The sequence below is a fragment of the Microtetraspora sp. NBRC 16547 genome (assembly GCF_030268965.1).
GTDB lineage: Bacteria > Actinomycetota > Actinomycetes > Streptosporangiales > Streptosporangiaceae > Microtetraspora.
Genome location: NZ_BSSE01000018.1, coordinates 145240 through 160913 on the forward strand (window position 1 = coordinate 145240; position 15674 = coordinate 160913).

21 protein-coding genes and 1 pseudogene are annotated in these 15674 nt (G+C 69.1%); 6 read left to right on the forward strand and 16 right to left on the reverse strand.

Annotation, left to right across the window (positions count from 1 at the left end; all coding sequences use genetic code 11):
- Positions 1-148: 148 nt before the first annotated feature.
- The 9 genes from QSK17_RS23600 to rpmG form a co-directional block, all read right to left on the reverse strand.
- A complete protein-coding gene (locus QSK17_RS23600) occupies positions 149-1759 on the reverse strand; it encodes an RNA polymerase sigma factor (protein WP_285707328.1) in 1611 nt (536 codons plus the stop codon).
- Positions 1760-1939: 180 nt separating this feature from the next.
- Positions 1940-3040, reverse strand: a complete 1101-nt coding sequence (locus tag QSK17_RS23605) for a saccharopine dehydrogenase NADP-binding domain-containing protein (RefSeq protein ID WP_285707330.1) — start codon at positions 3038-3040, stop codon at positions 1940-1942.
- A gap of 83 nt (positions 3041-3123) precedes the next feature.
- The gene (locus QSK17_RS23610; protein ID WP_285707332.1) at positions 3124-3921 is read right to left on the reverse strand and encodes a hypothetical protein; all 798 of its coding nucleotides are present in this window, start codon (positions 3919-3921) and stop codon (positions 3124-3126) included.
- A gap of 77 nt (positions 3922-3998) precedes the next feature.
- Positions 3999-5609 carry an ABC-F family ATP-binding cassette domain-containing protein gene (locus QSK17_RS23615; protein ID WP_285707333.1) on the reverse strand — a complete coding sequence of 537 codons (1611 nt, stop codon included), beginning with the start codon at positions 5607-5609 and terminating at the stop codon, positions 3999-4001.
- A 226-nt stretch (positions 5610-5835) separates the two neighbouring features.
- A complete protein-coding gene (gene rpmF, locus QSK17_RS23620; RefSeq protein ID WP_285707334.1) occupies positions 5836-6003 on the reverse strand; it encodes a 50S ribosomal protein L32 in 168 nt (55 codons plus the stop codon).
- 2 nt (positions 6004-6005) lie between these two features.
- Complete coding sequence (gene rpsN, locus QSK17_RS23625) at positions 6006-6305, reverse strand: 30S ribosomal protein S14 (protein ID WP_285707335.1); 300 nt, start codon at positions 6303-6305, stop codon at positions 6006-6008.
- Positions 6305-6541 (reverse strand): 50S ribosomal protein L28, encoded by a 237-nt coding sequence (gene rpmB / locus QSK17_RS23630; protein ID WP_285707336.1) that lies wholly within the window; start codon positions 6539-6541, stop codon positions 6305-6307. The genes rpsN and rpmB overlap by 1 nt, the downstream gene beginning before the upstream one ends.
- Complete coding sequence (locus QSK17_RS23635; protein WP_285707337.1) at positions 6541-6786, reverse strand: type B 50S ribosomal protein L31; 246 nt, start codon at positions 6784-6786, stop codon at positions 6541-6543. Before QSK17_RS23635 ends, rpmB begins: the two co-directional genes overlap by 1 nt.
- Positions 6783-6947: a 50S ribosomal protein L33 gene (gene rpmG, locus QSK17_RS23640; protein WP_285707338.1), complete on the reverse strand. Its 165-nt coding sequence runs from the start codon at positions 6945-6947 to the stop codon at positions 6783-6785. The genes QSK17_RS23635 and rpmG overlap by 4 nt, the downstream gene beginning before the upstream one ends.
- A 73-nt stretch (positions 6948-7020) precedes the next feature.
- Here rpmG and QSK17_RS23645 point away from each other — a divergent pair, with 73 nt between their 5' ends.
- The 4 genes and pseudogenes from QSK17_RS23645 to QSK17_RS23660 form a co-directional block, all read left to right on the forward strand.
- Positions 7021-8163, forward strand: a complete 1143-nt coding sequence (locus QSK17_RS23645; protein WP_285707339.1) for a CobW family GTP-binding protein — start codon at positions 7021-7023, stop codon at positions 8161-8163.
- Positions 8160-8387, forward strand: coding sequence for a 30S ribosomal protein S18 (gene rpsR, locus QSK17_RS23650; protein WP_285707340.1), 228 nt, complete (start codon positions 8160-8162; stop codon positions 8385-8387). The genes QSK17_RS23645 and rpsR overlap by 4 nt, the downstream gene beginning before the upstream one ends.
- The gene (locus tag QSK17_RS23655) at positions 8384-9073 is read left to right on the forward strand and encodes a GTP-binding protein (RefSeq protein WP_285707341.1); all 690 of its coding nucleotides are present in this window, start codon (positions 8384-8386) and stop codon (positions 9071-9073) included. The genes rpsR and QSK17_RS23655 overlap by 4 nt, the downstream gene beginning before the upstream one ends.
- Positions 9054-9101 (forward strand): annotated as a pseudogene (locus tag QSK17_RS23660) (hypothetical protein); the annotation flags it as partial. The gene QSK17_RS23655 and the pseudogene QSK17_RS23660, both read left to right, overlap by 20 nt.
- Positions 9102-9434: 333 nt before the next feature.
- Here the strand turns inward: QSK17_RS23660 and QSK17_RS23665 are convergent.
- Positions 9435-9791 (reverse strand): ATP-binding cassette domain-containing protein, encoded by a 357-nt coding sequence (locus QSK17_RS23665; RefSeq protein ID WP_285707359.1) that lies wholly within the window; start codon positions 9789-9791, stop codon positions 9435-9437.
- Positions 9792-9910: 119 nt separating this feature from the next.
- Here QSK17_RS23665 and QSK17_RS23670 point away from each other — a divergent pair, with 119 nt between their 5' ends.
- Positions 9911-10054 carry a hypothetical protein gene (locus QSK17_RS23670; protein ID WP_285707361.1) on the forward strand — a complete coding sequence of 48 codons (144 nt, stop codon included), beginning with the start codon at positions 9911-9913 and terminating at the stop codon, positions 10052-10054.
- Positions 10055-10072: 18 nt separating this feature from the next.
- Here the strand turns inward: QSK17_RS23670 and QSK17_RS23675 are convergent, their stop codons facing one another.
- Positions 10073-11272 carry a WD40 repeat domain-containing protein gene (locus QSK17_RS23675; RefSeq protein ID WP_285707342.1) on the reverse strand — a complete coding sequence of 400 codons (1200 nt, stop codon included), beginning with the start codon at positions 11270-11272 and terminating at the stop codon, positions 10073-10075.
- Positions 11269-11820 carry a SigE family RNA polymerase sigma factor gene (locus tag QSK17_RS23680; protein ID WP_285707344.1) on the reverse strand — a complete coding sequence of 184 codons (552 nt, stop codon included), beginning with the start codon at positions 11818-11820 and terminating at the stop codon, positions 11269-11271. Before QSK17_RS23680 ends, QSK17_RS23675 begins: the two co-directional genes overlap by 4 nt.
- Before the next feature lie 59 nt (positions 11821-11879).
- Here QSK17_RS23680 and QSK17_RS23685 point away from each other — a divergent pair, with 59 nt between their 5' ends.
- Complete coding sequence (locus QSK17_RS23685) at positions 11880-12920, forward strand: CU044_5270 family protein (protein ID WP_285707345.1); 1041 nt, start codon at positions 11880-11882, stop codon at positions 12918-12920.
- A 71-nt stretch (positions 12921-12991) separates the two neighbouring features.
- Here QSK17_RS23685 and QSK17_RS23690 read toward each other — a convergent pair whose 3' ends face one another.
- The 4 genes from QSK17_RS23690 to QSK17_RS23705 form a co-directional block, all read right to left on the reverse strand.
- Complete coding sequence (locus tag QSK17_RS23690) at positions 12992-13825, reverse strand: GNAT family N-acetyltransferase (RefSeq protein WP_285707346.1); 834 nt, start codon at positions 13823-13825, stop codon at positions 12992-12994.
- Between the two features lie 81 nt (positions 13826-13906).
- A complete protein-coding gene (locus QSK17_RS23695) occupies positions 13907-14593 on the reverse strand; it encodes a GNAT family N-acetyltransferase (RefSeq protein WP_285707347.1) in 687 nt (228 codons plus the stop codon).
- Between the two features lie 71 nt (positions 14594-14664).
- Positions 14665-15291 (reverse strand): DedA family protein, encoded by a 627-nt coding sequence (locus QSK17_RS23700; RefSeq protein WP_285707348.1) that lies wholly within the window; start codon positions 15289-15291, stop codon positions 14665-14667.
- 126 nt (positions 15292-15417) lie between these two features.
- The coding region (locus QSK17_RS23705; RefSeq protein WP_285707349.1) for a zinc ribbon domain-containing protein at positions 15418-15674 on the reverse strand (257 nt) is incomplete at its 5' end.

Here is a 15674-nt window from a genome sequence, read left to right on the forward strand (position 1 = left end):
TAACTCTGCGCACACACTAGGCTCACCGACGGTAATCATCGGAAAGCTGAAATTCTCAACGGCATTCTCGGGCAATTCCGGCTACGGCCGAGCGGGACGGAAAAAGGGCCGCTTTATCTCCGTATTGGGATAACGAACACGGACGGGATTATGCGCCCAGGGCGGGCTCCGCCGGTGACGGAACGGCGGGCGGAGTGTTCTGTGAAGGGCTTTCCGGGCTCCGGCTTCCCGGACTTCCCGCGCTTGCCAGACTCGCCGGGGTTGCCGAACGTCCGGAGCGCTGAGGACGCTCAGGGCGTTCCTGGCGTGCCAAGGAAGTGGCCGGCGTCACCGCCGGGGAGGGCGACGCCGTAGGACTGGACGATGGCGAGGGATCGGGCGACGGCGAGGGATCGGGCGGGCAGCTCCGCTGGGGGCGGGGATGGTGGTGCTGGTGGTCACGGCTCGGCACCGGCAGGTCGGAGGGATCGTCGGGAGTGGGCGATCCGCTCGGCGAGTCCGACGGGGACGGCACCGGAGACGCGTCTCCGGACGGGCTCGCCGACGGCGCCGCCGACGGGGACTCCGCCCTCGACGGCCGCGGCGTCGGCGCGGACGGGGAGGCGGACGGTGAGGGCGTGGTCCGCGCGTCCGGCTCGGTGTCCGGACTGGCGCGTCCGGCGGGCCCGTCGGACTCGTCGTGCGATCCCGCCCGCCGCGCCGGGTCCCGGTCGAGGATCGGGGTGAGGATCATCGGCCGGTCCCGCGGGGTGGCCTTCCACGGCACTTTGAGGCCGGGAGGATCGCCCGCGGCGGGAAAGGCGTCCGACGCGATGCCGACGATCCGGTCCTCCGGCCGGTCGGCGAACTGGTTGAACGACACGAGGACGAGGCCGACCGCCGCCACGGTGGCCAGCGCGCCGCCCAGCGCCCGCGGCCAGCCGCGCCCGCCGCCGCCCGAGGGGAACCCGGAGGAGGTGAGCCGCCCCACCCGCTTGGCGACGTAACGGCGGTAGGCGACCAGCTCGGGATCGGCGAAGCAGCTCATCACTCGGACGCGTACGGTGTCCGGCAGGACCGCCTCGGGAAGCAGGCCGAAGACCTTGGCCAGGGAGACGTGCCGCACCCGATGGGCGGAGCAGGTCTCGCAGCGCGCGAGGTGGCGGGCGATCCGCTCCCGCATCTCGGCGGTCAACTCACCGGCGAACCCGGTGAGGATCTTGGCCCTGCGGGGGCAGTCGTACGGCCCCTTCCGCGCGAGGATCTCCACGGTGACCGCGTCGCTGAGCCGTTCGGTCGCGGCCTCCTGGAGGCCGTCGGCGTAGCGCTGGCCCGTTCCGAGGACCGTCGCGAGGTCGGGGCCGGTCAGGCCGTGCCTGCTGGCGAGTTCGAGGACCTCCCGGTCCTCCGGGCTCAGACCGCGCGTGGCGTGCCAGGCGACCACCCGCAGCTCCGCGTCGGCGGGGTCGGTCAGATGGGGCACGAGCGCGGCGGAAAGGCCGGTGTCCGGCTGCTCGGCGCCCTGCGGCATGCGGCGGCGCAGGCACTCCCCTCTGGCCAGGGTGTAGAGCCAGACGCGGAACCGATTCGGGTCCGCCAGCGAGCCGACCAGCGCCTCGGCGGCGATCAGCGTGTCGCGCAGGGCGACCTGCGCGCTGTCCGGACCGCCGAGCATGACCAGGCAGTACCGGTAGATCGCTTGGGCATATGAGTCATACAGCGTGGCCAGGGCGCCCGGGTCCCGAGCCCGCAACGCCTCGACCAGGACGCGGTCATTCATATGACCGAGAGTAAATGATTAATAACTAGCAGCTCTACTGATTCCACTGAACGAGCACAAATGATATTGACTTGCCCGACTTATACAATGGGATTTGCTTTTTGTACGGCTTGTGCCGAGCAGGGCTCGATTTATCCGCAGTCGTTTTGGATATATCGTGGCATGTGGTGATAAGTGGCGTCAGGCGGGAGTGACGTGCAGCCCGGCGCCGACGCAGCCGTCGAGCAGGGCATCCAGCCCGAACGCCTCCACGGGGCCGAGCGCTCCGATCCCCTTCACGCCGTCGGCCAGGGCGGTGGTCGCCGCCCACGCCAGGATCCGCGCCGTGAAGTCGTACGGGTCGCCTCCGTCGAGCTGCACGGAGGCGAGCAGCCTGCCGTCCTTGTCGTAGGCCTCCGCGACAGTCTGCGAGGAGATGCCGGGGTCGGCCGCCTTCCCTCGGTTGCCCAGGCGGATCACCCGGTCGGCCATCGCCTCGGTCACCCGCTTGGCGCCGGGAAGCGCGGCCAGCACCGGAGTCGCCCTGGCCAGGACGCCCGCCGCTCGGGTCAGTCCGCCGAGCCAGCCCAGGTAGACGTTCACCTCGCGCAGCCCCGGGAAGGCCCTCGGCAGGGCGAAGTGCTCCGAGGCTCCCATCGAGATGCCGTGCCGGCGACGCCCGCCCACGGTGAACTGGCGGGTCCGGCCGTGCTCGCGGACGATGCGGCCCTCGCGGAAACCGTACATCGGCTCCAGGACGACGCCGAGCGCGGAGGCCCGGGTCCCGGCGCTGGCCCGCTTGGCCATGTTGCCCCGGACGAAGTAGCCGACGTCCACCCGGACCGCCTCACCGCCGGCCTTGCGCAGCGCCAGCGCGGCGGCCACGTTGCCGGGCACGTAGTCGTACCCGAACGCGGTGATCAGGGCGGCCTGCCTGGTGGCGGCGGCCGGGCCGTACCGCTGGAAGATGCGCTTGATGAACGTCGGCTCGCCCGCGGAGTCGAGGTAGATCGCCCCCGACTCGCTCGCCGCCATGACCGCGCCCTCGCCCCACCGGGCGAAGGGGCCGACCGTGGAGATCAGGACGTCGCCGGGGTTGAGCATCCGTTCCAGCGACTCGGACCGACCGGCGTCGGCGACCGCCGTGGGGAGCGCCACCGGCAGCGACGCGGCGAACGCGTCCAGCCTGGTCTGGTCACGACCGACGAGGAGCGGCCGGGCGCCCAGCATGAGCAGTGCCTGCGCGGTGAGCCTGCCGGTGAACCCGGTGGCCCCGAACAGCACGATCCGGGAGGTAGTCATGCCGTTACGGTAACCCGCCTCCGAATTCAAGATCCATAGTGGGTCCGCTCCGATGCGAGGCTCGGGGACCGTCACCATGCCGTTCATGGCCGCCGGTCGCCGATGAGCGGATATCCGCGGTCCTTGGCGAACGGCTTGGTCGTGGGCTTGGTCACGTTCACGGGAATCGTCCCGCCCGCGACCAGTTCCTCGTACGGCTTGGCCGTCGCGCCCCAGGTCCTGACCGACACGTCGGTGTCGGCGACCTTCCCCTTGACGCCGGGCACGGTGATGACGAAACGCCGCTTGATCTCGGCGCGGACGTCGTCGACGAAGGTCGTGCCGCCCCCGATCAGGGTGCCCGCGTCGTCACGGAGCAGCGCGGTGACCACCAGGCTGCTCACCGCCTTGCGGAACGGGTCGGAGATGTAGCCGGTGACGAGGTAGGACCCCGCATCCAGCTTGTCCGTCACCACGTCGGACACCGGGAACGCCCGGAACGCCGACGGTATCCGCGCCACCGGCCGCCACGACGCGGGACGGTAGTCGATCTTCACGTGCTCGGGCTTGACCTTGGACATCGCCTCGCCCGTGAACGCCAGGGAGCGGCCCGGAGGAACCGCGTCCAGCGGCTGCTCCATGTGGACGACTTCCTTGCCGGCGGCGTCGCGTGCGCTGATCAGGGCGACGGCGTTCTCCCCGAAGTGCCACCGGTTGGCGTTGCCGAGCACGCCCGCCCAGGTCACGACGTAGCCGTTGCTCGACTTCTCGATCGAGGAGACCTGCTCCTTCAACGCGAGTGGGGAGAGCTGCTTCTCCTCATCCTCGCTCGTGCTGCACCCCGCCACCACCATCACGACGACGAGGGCCAATGCTGCTGCAATGCGGCTGCGCTGAGTCACTTAGCCGTCATAACCCGGTGAATGGGACGCCACCCAACGGACACGCGCAGCCGTACGAACTCTTTAGGGATCTTCGCCTATCTCGGGCGGACCACCCGGGTTTCATCCCAAACGGGCTCAGGAGCCTCATATACCCGGCCGTCCGATCCGAAGACCAGGAAGCGGTCGAAGTCCGCCGCGAACCACCGGTCGTGGGTGACCGCGAGCACCGTGCCGTCGAAGGCGTTCAGGCCGTCCTGCAACGCCTCGGCGCTGGCCAGGTCCAGGTTGTCCGTCGGCTCGTCGAGCAGCAGCAGCGTGGCGCCCGACAGCTCCAGAAGCAGGATCTGGAGCCGCGCCTGCTGTCCTCCGGACAGCGTCTCGAAGCGCTGCTCGGCGATGCCGCCCGCCAGCTCGTAGCGGGCGAGCACCTTCATCGCCTCGTTCTTGAGCTTGGCGTGCTCGGTCATGACGATCTCGCAGGGCGTCCGCTTCATCAGCTCGGGCCTGGAGTGCGTCTGGGCGAAATGTCCGGAGACGACCCGCGCGCCGAGCCGCGCCACGCCCGTGTGCCGTACCGCGTCTCCGGCGATCAGCCGCAGGAAGTGCGACTTGCCCGAGCCGTTCGAGCCGAGCACGGCGACGCGCTCGCCGTACCAGATCTCCAGGTCGAACGGCTTCATCAGGCCGGTCAGTTCGAGGGTCTCGCAGATCACGGCCCGTTTGCCCGTGCGGCCGCCGCGCAGGCGCATGTTGATGAGCTGGTCCTTCGGCGCGACCTCCGGCGGACCCGCCTCCTCGAACTTGCGCAGCCGGGTCTGCGCCGCGTGGTAGGCGCTCGCCATGCCGTCGTTGTAGGTCGCCTTGTTCTTCAGCATGTTGACGAGGCGCTTGAGCTTGGCGTGCTCCTCGTCCCAGCGGCGGCGAAGCTCGTCCAGGCGCTCGTTGCGCTCCTTGCGGGCGTCGGCGTACGTGGCGAACCCGCCGCCGTGGACCCAGATGTTCCCGGACTCGACGGTGACGATCCGGTCCGCCGCGTTGGCCAGCAGTTGCCGGTCGTGGGACACGAGAAGAACCGTCTTGGGCGTCTCCCTCAGCGCCTGTTCCAGCCAGAGCTTGCCCGGGACGTCGAGGTAGTTGTCGGGCTCGTCGAGCAGCAGGGTCTGGTCGGGGCCCCGGAGCAGCGCCTCCAGCACGAGCCGCTTCTGCTCGCCACCGGACAGCGTGTTGACCTCGCGATATTTGCACCGGTCGTACGGCATGCCGAGGGCCGCCAGGGTGCAGGTGTCCCACAGGACCTCGATGTCGTAGCCGCCGGCGTCCGTGTAGTCAGTGATCGCCTGGGCGTAGCGCATCTGGGTCTTCTCGTCGTCCCGCTCCATCATCACGAGCTCGGCGTCGTTCAGCCGCGCCGCCGCCTCCCTGACGCGCGTGGGCGCGACGCTGAGCAGCAGGTCGTGGACGGTGCGGCTGTCGCGGATGCTGCCGATGAACTGCCGCATCACGCCGAGCCCGCCCGAGTGGGCGACGGTGCCCTCGACGGGTTGGAGATCAGCCGAGATGAGCCGCATCAGCGTCGTCTTCCCCGCCCCGTTGGGCCCGACGAGCGCGGCCTTGACGCCCTCACCGATCCGGAACGACACGTCGTCGAGCAACGGCCTCCCGTCGGGCAGTACATAGGTCAGGTGCCCGATCTCGACGTGTCCCACAGCGGCTTCCCTTCTCGCGTCTCGCGCAGGGTACCGGCCGGTTTCGTACGTGAGCATCCCAATTTCCCACCGGCTACAGCGGCCCGCTGACCGCCGGCTTGCAGCAGGACAGCGCGGAGGGCCTTGTGGGGGCCATCACCCACTGCCCGGGATGGGGACTCGGTGAGGCGGGTCGATCGCCGCGGGGTCCTCCCCCGGCGGCGGTCGACCGGTGTGCGCTCTCATTTCATCGAGCCGCGATGAGCCCTCGCTGATAGGCGCGGACGAGGCGGCGCGGGACCAGCAGATCCTGTCCGTTCACGGTGATCGGGACGAGGTCGGGGGTGGTCGCCTTCCACTGGCTGCGGCGGTGCCGCGTGTTGCTGCGGGAGGTCTTGCGCTTGGGCACGGCCATGGCTACCAACTCGCCTTCGTGATGCCGGGGAGCTCGCCCCGGTGGGCCATCTCGCGGAAGCGCACGCGGGAGAGCCCGAACTTCGTCAGATGGCCGCGGGGACGGCCGTCGACGGAGTCGCGGTTGCGGATGCGGGTAGCGCTGGCGTCGCGCGGCTGGCGGCTGAGTTCCTGTACTGCTATCGCCCGCTGTTCCGGCGTGCCGGTGCGGATGATCTCCTTCAGCTCGGCTCGCCGTTCGGCGTGGCGGAGGACCACTTTCTTCCGCCGCTCGTTGGCCGCGATCTTGCTTTTCTTGGCCATCAGATCCTCTCTCCCCGGGCGCGGATCTGGGCGACAGCCTTCTCGATGCCGATCCTGTCGATGGTCTTGATCGCTCGGGCGCTGAGCATCAGCCGGACGTATCGGCCCTCGCTCGGCACCCAGTAGCGGCGGTTCTGGATGTTGGGCTTCCATCGCCGCCGGGTGCGCCGGTGGGAGTGGGAGACGTTGTTGCCGAAAACCGGCTTGATGCCGGTGAGCTGGCAGTGGGCGGACATCAGTTCCTCCCGTAGCGCTGGTTGAACCGCTCGACACGGCCCGCGGCGTCCAGGACGCGGTTGCGGCCGGTGTAGAAGGGGTGGCTCGCGGAGGAGACGTCGACGTCGACCACCGGGTAGGTGTTGCCGTCGATCCACTCGATGGTCTTGTCGCTGGCGATCGTGGACCGGGTGAGGAACGCGAAGTCCGCACTCGGGTCCCGGAAGACGACCGGGTGATAGTCGGGGTGGATGTCCTTCTTCATCGTTCCTCCCGGAAGTCCACGTGCTGGCGGATGGTCGGGTCGTACTTGCGGAGCACGAGCCTGTCGGGGTCATTGCGCCGGTTCTTCGTGGTCACGTAGGTGTAGCCGGTCCCGGCGGTCGAGCGGAGTTTGATCACCGGGCGTAGCTCGTTTCTGGCCATGTCGGATCCTTTCTGGTCACCAGAGTGTGTAATGATAACGATAACCGTTTTTATTCCTGCAACTGGAGGACCCGTGTCCACCCCCGTCGTCCTCGTCGCCGGCCTGCACTCCTCGGCCCGCACCGCCACCGTCGACCGGCTGCTGCGGGAGCACCCCGGATCCGTCGCGGTCCACCACGACCTGCGCGCGGTCACCCAGGACCGCGTCGAGCGAGTCGTCCGCGACAGCACGGACGTGCTCGACGTGACCGACGTACGGCTCGCACACGGCTGCGTCACCTGCACCGTCCGCGAGGATCTGCTCCCACAGCTGGTGCGGCTGTCAGCTGCCGCCTCAATGCTGATCGTGGATCTGTGGGACTCAGTGGAACCGCGTTCCGTGGCCGAGGCGATCGACTGCGACGAAGCCCAGGACATCCTGCGGCTGACCTCTGTGCTCACCGCGCTGGACGCCGAGCACATGCCCGTCGACATCACCCGCGGCGATCGCCTGGTCGAGGTCGGCAAGCCCGCGGCGGGAGGCGACCAGCGCTACCTGGCCGAGGTCCTCGCCCGCCAGCTCGAATACGCCACCGGTCTGGTCCTGCACGGCGGCGACGAGGAAGACGTCGAACTGTCCCTGGCAGTGCTCACCCACCTCGCGCCCGTCACGCCGACCTACCAGGTCAGCGAACTGCCCACGGCCACCGGCTCTGCCCTCTGCACCGGCGAACTCGCCGAACGCGTCGACCCCGCCACCGCCCAGCTCCCCTGCGACACCCAGACCGACGAGATCACCACGGTGGTGTGGCACCGCGTCCGCCCGCTGCACCCCACCCGCCTGTTCGATGCCGTGGACGAGCTGGTCACCACATCAGTCCGCTCGCGCGGCCGGTTCTGGCTGGCGACCAGGCACGAGCGGCTGCTCGCCTGGGACGCGGTCGCGGGAGTCGTCTCGGTGGAGGACTCCGGCCCCTGGCTGGCCGCACTGCCCGAGGCCGCCTGGGACATGATCTCCCCCGGCCGCCGCATGGCCGCCACCCTGGACTGGCACCCGATCAGCGGCGACCGCGTCCAGCACCTGATCTTCACCGGCCCGGATCTCGACCGCGAGCACATCCACGACCTGCTCGACTCCTGCCTGCTCACCCGGGAGGAAGAAGAAGCCGGTCCCGACGCCTGGGCCCACTACAACGACCCGTTCGCCCCCATCCTCAGCCTGAAGGAGACCGCATGAAACCCGGCCGTACCCCGCGCAAGAAGAGCAACCCGCTGCACGGCGTCGGCTACGTCGACTACAAGGACACCGACCTGCTGCGCAAGTTCATCTCCGACCGTGGCAAGATCCGCAGCCGTCGCGTCACCGGTGTCACCGTCCAGCAGCAACGGCAGCTGGCCCGCGCGATCAAGAACGCCCGCGAGATGGCCCTGCTCCCCTACTCCTCCCGGAGCCGCGGATGACCCGGCTTCCGGTCACCGTGCTGTCGGGGTTCCTCGGCGCGGGCAAGACCACGCTGCTCAACCACATCCTGATGGGACTTCGGGTCGCTGTGATCGTCAACGACATGAGCGAAGTCAACGTCGATGCCAGTCTCGTCCGCGACGGCGCCTCGCTGTCGCGGACCGAGGAGCGGCTGGTGGAGATGACCAACGGCTGCATCTGCTGCACGCTCCGTGATGACCTGCTGGAGGAGGCGGGCCGTCTCGCGCGGGAGGGCCGCTTCGACTACCTGCTCATCGAGTCCAGCGGCATCTCCGAACCCATGCCGGTCGCGGCCACCTTCGCCTTCGGAGAGCTGGCCGACAGACCGCTGTCCGACCTCACCGACCTGGACACGATGGTGACCGTGGTCGACGCGGTCGCCTTCCTCGACGAGCTCCGCCGCGGCGACGACCTGACCGCGCGTCACCTCGCCGCCGACGAGGAGGACGACCGTACGGTCACCGATCTACTCATCGAGCAGGTCGAGTTCGCCGACATCATCGTGCTCAACAAGACCGACCTCGTCACCCCCGAGCAGACCAACGTGGTCGAGGCGTCCCTGCACAGGCTGAACCCCGAGGCTCGTGGCCAGCCGTCCCACCGTGACGGGTCTGTGGTCGCAGGCTGGGCCCGTCGCCAGATTCGAGCCGTACGGACTTCGTGAAGCGGACGGGCCACGGGACCAGGAGCTGGTTTTCATCGGCGTCGGGCTGGACCGGCAGCGGCTGCACACGGACCTCGCCTCGTGCCTGATCGCTCCCGGCGAGCTGCCCGCCGACATGCCGATCCTTTCCCCGACTGGGAAACCTTCGGGCTCCACGCGCACCACATGCACGAGCCTTCCTTCGCCGACTGACCGGCGTCCATGGATCGGTGGTGAGCAAGGCTCCCGACCGCGTACGTACGGCCAGGCCGTCCGGCGCGGGGGTGACCAGGAGGCGGTCGGGCCCCGGCGTGCGGAGGCGACCCACGGGTGGTCGCGCAGCGTGTCCAGCAGCCGGTCGAGTGGTGGGTCGAGAGGGGTTTCATCGCGCATCGGAAGCCTCCCTCCGATCGTCGTGATGGGTCGGGCCGGAACCGGCGGTGGGCGGCGCGCCCGTCCGGTCACGCAGAGCCCCGGAGTCCAGATGGAGGACCCGGTCCGCGCGGCGGGCGACGTCCGGGTCGTGCGTGGCCATGAGCACCGCGAGCCCGTCGGCGCGCAGCAGGTCGAGCAGGTCGAGCAGGCCCGCGGCGGTGGCGGCGTCCACCGCCGAGGTGATCTCGTCGGCGAGCAGGACGGACGCCCGGGGCGCGAGTGCGCGGGCCAGGGCGACGCTTCGCGACAGATCCGACGGGTGCCTATCAGCTTCTCTATGACGCCTCCAGAAAAGCCCTGGCATCCATCCTGGAGAACCAAGGTCTTCGCGCCACCAGCCGGGGTGGGCACCTCGCGGTCCTGGACGCGGTCACAGCTCAACTGGATCCCCCACTCGGACCGACACTCCGTTCCTTTGACCGGATGCGCCGCCGTCGCAACAGCGCCGAATACCCTCGGCCCGACACTCCCGAGATCACGTCCGACGACGTCGTGCAGGACCTGACCAAGGCCGAACAGTTCCTGGCGCTCGCCGCCAAGGTCCTGGATCAGATGAGCCCTTACTGAGTGCGCCGTCGGTGCCTGTTACCAGGCCGCGAGCATTTCCTGCGGTGACGCGTCCGGGGAATCCGGGTCCGGAGAGTCCGTGGCCCCGGCCTCCGGACGAACGAGGACCATCACCTCGCCGTCGTCCAGCCTGCTCAGCGGATAGACGTTGCCCTTGATCAGGAGATGTCGTCCTGTCGCGTCGTAGCGGATGAGGGTCCACCGCGCACCCGCTCTCGTGGCGTTCTCCGCGCTGAACAGCGTGCGGAGCCTCGTGCCGTCCGCGACCGAGTACTCCTCGATCGAGTAGCGCTGCGGTCCCTTGCCGTCAGGCGGTGAGAAAGGGCTGCCGACCGCGATCGTGCGGCCGTCCGGGCTGATCGCCGCACCTACCGGAGCCTCCACGGAGCGCACCACGACGCGACTGCTCTTGAGCGTGTCACCTGTGGCAGCCGTGTCGAGGACGCGGAGCTCCGAGTTGACCACGAACCCGAGCGTGCGGCCGTCGGCCGCCCACGACAGGCTCTCGATGCGCCCGAAGGCGTTCGTCGTCCAGGACCGTGTCGTCCTGCCGGGAAGATCGACGACCACGAGCCGCGCGCCCGGACAGAAGCGCAGTGTCTTGCCCGCACCGCACACCTTGCCGTCAAGGCTGTAGGCCAACCGGGTGCCGTCGTCCGTTATCGCGATGGAGCTGACGGCATCTCCGATCACAGGAGCGATCACATCCCGCGTCACTTCGGCGACCTTCCCCCGGTCGTCCACCCGCAGGCGGTAGAACCACGTGGTGCTCACCATCGTCGTGTGCGATTTCACGCTCTGGGCGACATAGAACGTCGTGCCCTCACCGGTTCCCGCGAGCAGATATCCACCGGGCACGCCTCGGGTGATCCCCTTCGGCGCCGCGGGCATCGTGACCCGGTCGGTGATCTTTCCGTTGCGCGCGTCACGGACCACCAGCCCGTCGTTCCCCGCAGTCAGCAGGTAGCGCGGACCCGACGGATGACCTCCCGCTCCGATACGTGTCGGAGTCGGACCTCCGAGCCCGGCCACGGCGGCGACGCTGATCACCACGACGGCCAGAGCGGCCATCATCGGAGCCAGCACGAGAGATCTGCGGAAGCGCGGGCGGGCCTCCGGCCGTAGAACCCGGTCGGCGGGACGCAGCGTCTCGGCGCGCACGAGCTCCGCACCGGTGGTGAAGGCGTCACGGAGCTGCTGTTCGATTCGCTGGGTCATCGGCCCTCCTCCAGTTTCGCGGCGAGCGCTCTGAGCGCCCGGGACGTGGTCGACTTCACCGTTCCGCGGCTGACCCCCATGACCACGGCCATCTCCGCCTCGGAAAGATCGAGGTAATAGCGCAACACCACCGCCTCACGCTGGCGGCGCGGTAGATCACGAACGGCCGTGAACACCTCGCGGCGGGCCTCCCCGAGCAAGGCCGAGGCCTCCGCGGACCAGAACGGGACTTCTGGATCACCGCGGAACCGCCGGGCGATCGCCCGGCGGCGGTGAACCGTACGGCAGCCGTTGAGCACCGCGGTGCGGAGATAGGGCAGCAGCTGACCGTGATCGGCCAAGCGCCTCCATCGGCGATGCACGGCCGCGAAGGCGTCCTGTACGACGTCCTCGGCCGTTTCCTGGTCTCCCACCAGCAGAAAGGCGAAGCGGACGAGGCCGAGACGGTGGGCCATGAACAACTCGGCGACGGTGGCGTCCGCTGGAGGCGCCACCGCGTGGAGCTCCGGCGGGGGATCCTCCATCACATTCCTGATCTCAGTCTGCATGCCCATCTCATGCGGATGCCCCCGATGAGGTTGCTTCGGGAGACCGAATTCTTTCCAGCATGACCAGCCTTCGCGCACACGACCATGTCGGCAGGCCTTCCCGAGCCTCGACGCGCGCGATGCCGCCGGGAGGCCGTGAACCGGCCGGCTCCGGCGGAGTCGCGAGCCTGTTGGCCGCACCCCCGGCGAACGCTCAGGACCTGCTGAAGCTCGCCGCGCGAGCCGCCGCGACGGAACCCGGACTCCGCCCCGGGCCGGGCCAGTACGTCCACATCGGGATGCGGACCGTGAGCTATCGGGCCGGCGACCGTAAGGGGATGCAGGTCACAGCAACCGAGGAGCGATGGACTCCGGCCGACGGGGCGAAGCCCTGGCTCCAACGGGAGCAGACAATCGGCACATCCCCGGTGCCGGGCGTGCCGATGCCCGAAGGGTCGTGGTCCACCACCCAGATCGTGGACACGCTTTACGAGCCCTCCTGCGACACCGGGGCCAAGAACGTCGTCACACAGGAGCAGATGGGCACCTGGCCAACCGACGTGGAATGGCTGCGGGCGCGGGTCCAGGAAGAAGCCGCCAAGGCCACGGCGGTGCCGGAGCAGCGCCAGCGCGTCTGGGGCGCCGCCGGCACCTTGATCCGCTCATCGGTATTCCGTCCCTCGCTGACCGCGGCCCTCTACCAGATCGCCGCCGAGGTCGACGGGATCGCTCTGGTCCCGGACGCGGTGGACGCGGCGGGCAGGCACGGCATCGCCGTCGCATTGGAGGATGGCGACACCCGGTCTGAGCTGATCTTCGACAAACAGACCTACCGCTATTTCGGCGAACGGACGGTGGCCACTCGGGACAAGACGACACAGCTCACCGCTCCGGCCTTGTCTAAGAGCACGGTCGACCGCATGGTGCGGGACGCGGTCGCCAAGGGCGAGAACGGCGAGGAGGTACGCAAGAGCCTCCTGCCTGACATGAAGGCCAGAAAGCTGACGCTCCTGACGCCGAAGGGCGCGGTGATCGGCTCCTCGGCCGTCGTCGAGGTCGGCTTGGTGGAGGCCATGCCTCCTCTCTCGGAAAACGTCTCCCGCATGAAGATTCCCTGCTGAGCTACATTCCGAGCAGACCGGCGCACGGCGGTGCTGATCGAACGGCGGCGGCCGTGGCCTGATCCGCGCTTCTACGCGGCGGGCTCGGCGATCAGGGCCGTGCCGATGCGGCGGAAGCCGAGCCGCGCGTAGATCCGGGCGACGTCGTCGTCACCGGCCGACAGAAAGACGATCTCCATGCCCTGGGCCCGCGCCTCTGTGACCAGCGTCGCCGTGACTGAGAGCGCGAGCCCCCGGCGGCGGGCGGCGGGCAGCGTCCCCACGCCCACGATCTCTCCGACGTCTCCGACCCGGTTGTACTGGCCCGAGCACACCGCCGATCCGTTCTCGACCGCGGCCGCCATCGTGGCGAGGCCGTCCCGCATCCGTTCGACGGTGCGTTCCACCGAACCGTCGTCGGCCCGCGCACGCGCCTTCTCCGCCAGTTCTTCCAGGCCCGCCACGCCGATGCCGGTTCCCGGCTCGGCGAAGGCGAGGTCGGGAACCGAGAGCGCCGTGAGCAACGCCGGGTCGTCCGGGCCCAGGATCCGAACAGTCGAGTCGGCGGGCCGCCGCTCCGGCAAGGCCGCCCAGGCGTCCGCGTCGAGCACCATCAGCGGATGTTCATGGACCGCGAGCCCCGCGTCTTCAACGGCCGCGCGCAGCCCCGGCGACGTCTCCGCCACCCATTCGAAGCTCTCCGGAATTCCGAGCTCGCGCTGCCGTTCACGAACCCGGGCGACGTCGGCGGCGCGCGCTTCGCCCGTCCAGTGCAGGGTCGGGCGGGCGTAGAACGGCCATCCCGCCCCCTCCCGTACGAAAAGCGTGATCGGACCGTGGTCCTCGGCTCGGGCCCCGTGACGCGGGACGGCGTCGTAAAACTCCTCGATCCGGGCCAGCAATTCTTGATCATCAAGGGTAACCATGCCGACCATCCAACAGGGACGGCGCGAGCCGATGCCATCGGATTACGGGCAGGCCACGGGGTTCCACGGTCGAGCGGATGGTCACACGATGACGGTGATCATGGTGTCGGTGACCACGAATCCGAGCCTCTCGTAGAGCCGTTTCGCCGGGTTGCTGTGGGTGACCGCCAGCCCCAGGGTGGTCAGCCCGTCACGGGCGGCCCGTACCTGAACGGCCCGCACGGCGAGCGCACCGATCCCGCGAGGTGCGTGGACGGGGTGGCGGAAGACCTGAGAGACCCACGGTTGGCCGTCCATGTCGTTGACGACGACTCCCGCCACCACCGTGTCCTCAGAATCCACGGCGAGCAGGCTGCACGGCATGACCTGCCCGATCAGCCGTCCCTCCAGGAGCGTGACGAACTCCTCGCGCAGCTTCTCCGCATCGTCACCCGGCCGGCGATCGGGATGTCCGGGCGGGTAGGCCGCGACCACCGCGGGGAGCACCTGCTCCGGGTCGCGGTCGCACGGCACGAACCGGAACCCCTCGGGTGCTGCGACCTCGGTCAGCCCCTCCTCCCGCAGGTCACAGGACATGGTGTGGGCATGCCGCAGCATCCGGGCGCCCCGCGCGAGCAACTCTTCCGACAGGTCCGGCGGAGCGGAGACCGCCCAGCCGCGCATGCCGGACATGATGACGTCCGCCGGATCGGGACCGACCACCTCGACCATGTCCGCCCAGGGACGTCCGTCCCTGACGCCTTCGATATAACTGACCGCGTCTGCCATGATTTGGCGCTTCTCATCCATCCCGGGATCGTCACGCCGCGCGCGTACGGCAGGCAACGGGTTTTTCCGATTCACGCACTGTGCCGGCGCAGGCGGCGCGCCACACGCCACGCGATGAAGACGGCGGCCGCGATGCCGAGGGCGATCCACGCGTAGTTCTGGTAACGGTCGATCGTGGCGTAAATGGCGCCGATCTTCTTTCCGGCGAGATAGGCGAGGCTGGCCCACACGCCGACCCACAGGACCGCGCCGATGACGTTGAACATGAAGAAGCGCCGCCACGACATTCCGGTGGTGCCGGCGACGATGCCGTTGACCTGGCGCAGTCCCTCAACGAACCGAGCGATCACCACGATCTTGCCTCCGTGATGGAGGAAGAATCTCTCGGTCGTGTGGAAGCGCTCGGGCGTGATCAGGACATACCGACCCCAGCGGTGGATCAGCCTCCGGCCCCCGACTCGGCCGATCAGGTAGCCGATATTGTCACCGGCGATGGCGGCCACCACCGCGACGACGGCGACGAGCACGATGTTGAGATGCCCGGCTCCCGCGTAGACCGCGGCGGCGATGAGGATCGTCTCCCCGGGCGCGGGGACGCCGAAATCCTCCAGGAAGATCAGCCCTCCTACCGCGGCGTAGCCGTACTGGTGAAGAATCGGAGCCAGGTCGGCCAGCGGGCCGGGCAATGGTGGGCCCATACGAGCACTCTATGTCCGCGCAGCTCACGGGCCACGCCGACGTGCGGATCAGCCCGCTGGCAGAGTCAGCTTCTCGGCCCTGAAGGGCCAAGCTTGCAGCTCCTCCCCGTACCTGGCGGGTACGGGTCAGGCCGCGTCGTCGGCAGCGTGACTCACTGCCCAACCCGCGACACCGCGCGAGGCGATGTTGCGGGCTGCGTTGACGTCGGCGTGCTCAGCGAAGCCACACGACGTACAGGAGAAGGTTGCCTGGTCGGGCCGGTTGGCCTTGTCCACATGCCCGCAGGCCGAGCAGGTCTGGGAGGTGTAGGCCGGATCAACGTGGATCACGGCGACCCCATGCCGGGCCGCCTTGTAGACGATGAAGCTCCCCAACTGGTGGA

Coding starts and splice junctions, on each gene's coding strand:
- QSK17_RS23600 (WP_285707328.1), bottom strand. CDS start 1,759: ATGAATGACCGCGTCCTGGTCGAGGCGTTGCGGGCTCGGGACCCGGGC.
- QSK17_RS23670 (WP_285707361.1), top strand. CDS start 9,911: ATGCGCCGCCGTCGCAACAGCGCCGAATACCCTCGGCCCGACACTCCC.
- QSK17_RS23685 (WP_285707345.1), top strand. CDS start 11,880: ATGACCAGCCTTCGCGCACACGACCATGTCGGCAGGCCTTCCCGAGCC.
- QSK17_RS23700 (WP_285707348.1), bottom strand. CDS start 15,291: ATGGGCCCACCATTGCCCGGCCCGCTGGCCGACCTGGCTCCGATTCTT.
- rpsR (WP_285707340.1), top strand. CDS start 8,160: ATGAAACCCGGCCGTACCCCGCGCAAGAAGAGCAACCCGCTGCACGGC.
- rpmF (WP_285707334.1), bottom strand. CDS start 6,003: ATGGCCGTGCCCAAGCGCAAGACCTCCCGCAGCAACACGCGGCACCGC.
- QSK17_RS23695 (WP_285707347.1), bottom strand. CDS start 14,593: ATGGCAGACGCGGTCAGTTATATCGAAGGCGTCAGGGACGGACGTCCC.
- QSK17_RS23680 (WP_285707344.1), bottom strand. CDS start 11,820: ATGCAGACTGAGATCAGGAATGTGATGGAGGATCCCCCGCCGGAGCTC.
- QSK17_RS23635 (WP_285707337.1), bottom strand. CDS start 6,786: ATGAAGAAGGACATCCACCCCGACTATCACCCGGTCGTCTTCCGGGAC.
- QSK17_RS23655 (WP_285707341.1), top strand. CDS start 8,384: ATGACCCGGCTTCCGGTCACCGTGCTGTCGGGGTTCCTCGGCGCGGGC.
- QSK17_RS23675 (WP_285707342.1), bottom strand. CDS start 11,272: ATGACCCAGCGAATCGAACAGCAGCTCCGTGACGCCTTCACCACCGGT.
- rpmG (WP_285707338.1), bottom strand. CDS start 6,947: ATGGCCAGAAACGAGCTACGCCCGGTGATCAAACTCCGCTCGACCGCC.
- QSK17_RS23690 (WP_285707346.1), bottom strand. CDS start 13,825: ATGGTTACCCTTGATGATCAAGAATTGCTGGCCCGGATCGAGGAGTTT.
- QSK17_RS23665 (WP_285707359.1), bottom strand. CDS start 9,791: ATGCCAGGGCTTTTCTGGAGGCGTCATAGAGAAGCTGATAGGCACCCG.
- rpsN (WP_285707335.1), bottom strand. CDS start 6,305: ATGGCCAAGAAAAGCAAGATCGCGGCCAACGAGCGGCGGAAGAAAGTG.
- rpmB (WP_285707336.1), bottom strand. CDS start 6,541: ATGTCCGCCCACTGCCAGCTCACCGGCATCAAGCCGGTTTTCGGCAAC.
- QSK17_RS23605 (WP_285707330.1), bottom strand. CDS start 3,040: ATGACTACCTCCCGGATCGTGCTGTTCGGGGCCACCGGGTTCACCGGC.